This window comes from Flavobacterium sp. 38 (genome assembly GCF_057799715.1).
Genome location: NZ_JBYNWZ010000025.1, coordinates 1 through 1,331, shown reverse-complemented (window position 1 = coordinate 1,331; position 1,331 = coordinate 1). Strand labels below are relative to the sequence as shown.

Annotated in this window: 3 protein-coding genes and 1 rRNA gene; 1 reads left to right on the top strand and 3 read right to left on the bottom strand. The window is 36.1% G+C overall.

Annotated elements, in window-relative coordinates:
- Window positions 1–103: ribosomal RNA gene (gene rrf, locus AC3E9W_RS23195) — 5S ribosomal RNA — on the top strand; the annotation flags it as partial.
- Between the two features lie 236 nt (window positions 104–339).
- Here the strand turns inward: rrf and AC3E9W_RS23190 are convergent.
- The 3 genes from AC3E9W_RS23190 to AC3E9W_RS23180 form a co-directional block, all read right to left on the bottom strand.
- The gene (locus AC3E9W_RS23190) at window positions 340–612 is read right to left on the bottom strand and encodes a hypothetical protein (RefSeq protein WP_488770253.1); all 273 of its coding nucleotides are present in this window, start codon (window positions 610–612) and stop codon (window positions 340–342) included.
- 97 nt (window positions 613–709) lie between these two features.
- Window positions 710–1,006, bottom strand: a complete 297-nt coding sequence (locus tag AC3E9W_RS23185) for a hypothetical protein (RefSeq protein WP_488770252.1) — start codon at window positions 1,004–1,006, stop codon at window positions 710–712.
- 71 nt (window positions 1,007–1,077) lie between these two features.
- On the bottom strand, window positions 1,078–1,331 hold a 254-nt coding region (locus tag AC3E9W_RS23180; RefSeq protein ID WP_488770251.1), incomplete at its 5' end, for a hypothetical protein.

Genomic DNA, 1,331 nt, shown 5'->3' with positions numbered 1-1,331 from the left:
GTTATTGCGGCGGGGCTCACCTCTTCCCATCCCGAACAGAGAAGTTAAGCCCGCCTGCGCAGATGGTACTGCAGTTATGTGGGAGAGTATGTCGTCGCCTTTCTTTTGAAAAACCCTATCCAAACCGGATGGGGTTTTCTGTTTTATAACCGTTTTTGGAAATCTATGATTTATTTGCATTGGTTTTTATTGTGCCAGATCTGCAGTTTGGCAAGCCTGAATGCAATTGAATGATATTTGCCTATTGTTTTAGATTTTTAAGATCGTTAATCTGGCTTCATGTATGATTGTCTTTTGCAAAAAAAAAGCTATTCTGTTATTTTGGGATTGTGTTTTTATTTAAAAAAAAACAGAAAAGGATATTCGTTTTAATTTCGGAAATAGCTTCGCAGCTATGGATTTTCTTATGCTGAAATAATAAAAGGCGAAAACTGCGTTGGAGAATAATTTTTGACTGAACATCAATGCCGGCTGCCATGCTGAAGATTGTTCCCTTAATTTGTTTCCATTTTTTTTTATGCTTCCAAGTTTTTGATAATGTTCCTGCTTTATTCTTACTGCTGCTAGTTGCTGTGGTGGCGTCTTTTGAACGCGGCTGATTTTATATTCCATCTAACGTTTCTTTGAAATGGCTATTCTGCAAATTGATAAAGGGTTTAATGTTTCACGGAGGGAAAGTTTTTTTGAGATGTTCTTCTTTTTTGTTGATTCATTTTTTTAGGGTTTGATGCTGGGGCAGGTGCAAGCGGAACTCTTTTCTTTTTATAAAATACTGTAAGTTTTGAATTTTAAGCTTTGGATAAGCGGCATGCTTTTTTCTGCGTCCAGTTTTTTTTAGGGTAAAAACAAATTCATGAATAATTTTTGAGAGACAGTCTTTTCTGAAGAAGGTTTTTGCTTCTATCGGGGATAAAAAAAACAGATTTAAGAAAGCTTTTTTAAGCAAAATGCGGATTTCAAAGATTGGAAGATCATCTGAAAAGATATTGGGAGAATGAAAATCCATCAAAAAGCAGATTCGAAAAAGAGCATAAACTGATAAAAATTTAATGAATGGAAGAAAAACCCCACGCAAGGCTAAAAACAACCGGAATGTAAAGACTGTGTTACCAGCACGTTAGGAAAAAGATTGAAAAAAAGGCAAAAAAACCTGCCGAAAAAGGTTGGATAACTGGAAAAAGGCGCTACTTTTGCACCCGCAACAGCGAAGACGCTCATCGAAATGCCGGCAGGCTTTAAGGATAAAAAAGAAAAGAAATTTTCAGAAAAAAAGATTCGGAAAAGCTTGCAGGAAAAGAAAATGCTTTTTACATTTGCACCCCGCAAAACAC

Excerpts from the sequence above, each read along its gene's own strand:
- AC3E9W_RS23190 (WP_488770253.1), bottom strand. The coding sequence starts at position 612 with ATGGAATATAAAATCAGCCGCGTTCAAAAGACGCCACCACAGCAACTA.
- AC3E9W_RS23185 (WP_488770252.1), bottom strand. The coding sequence starts at position 1,006 with ATGGATTTTCATTCTCCCAATATCTTTTCAGATGATCTTCCAATCTTT.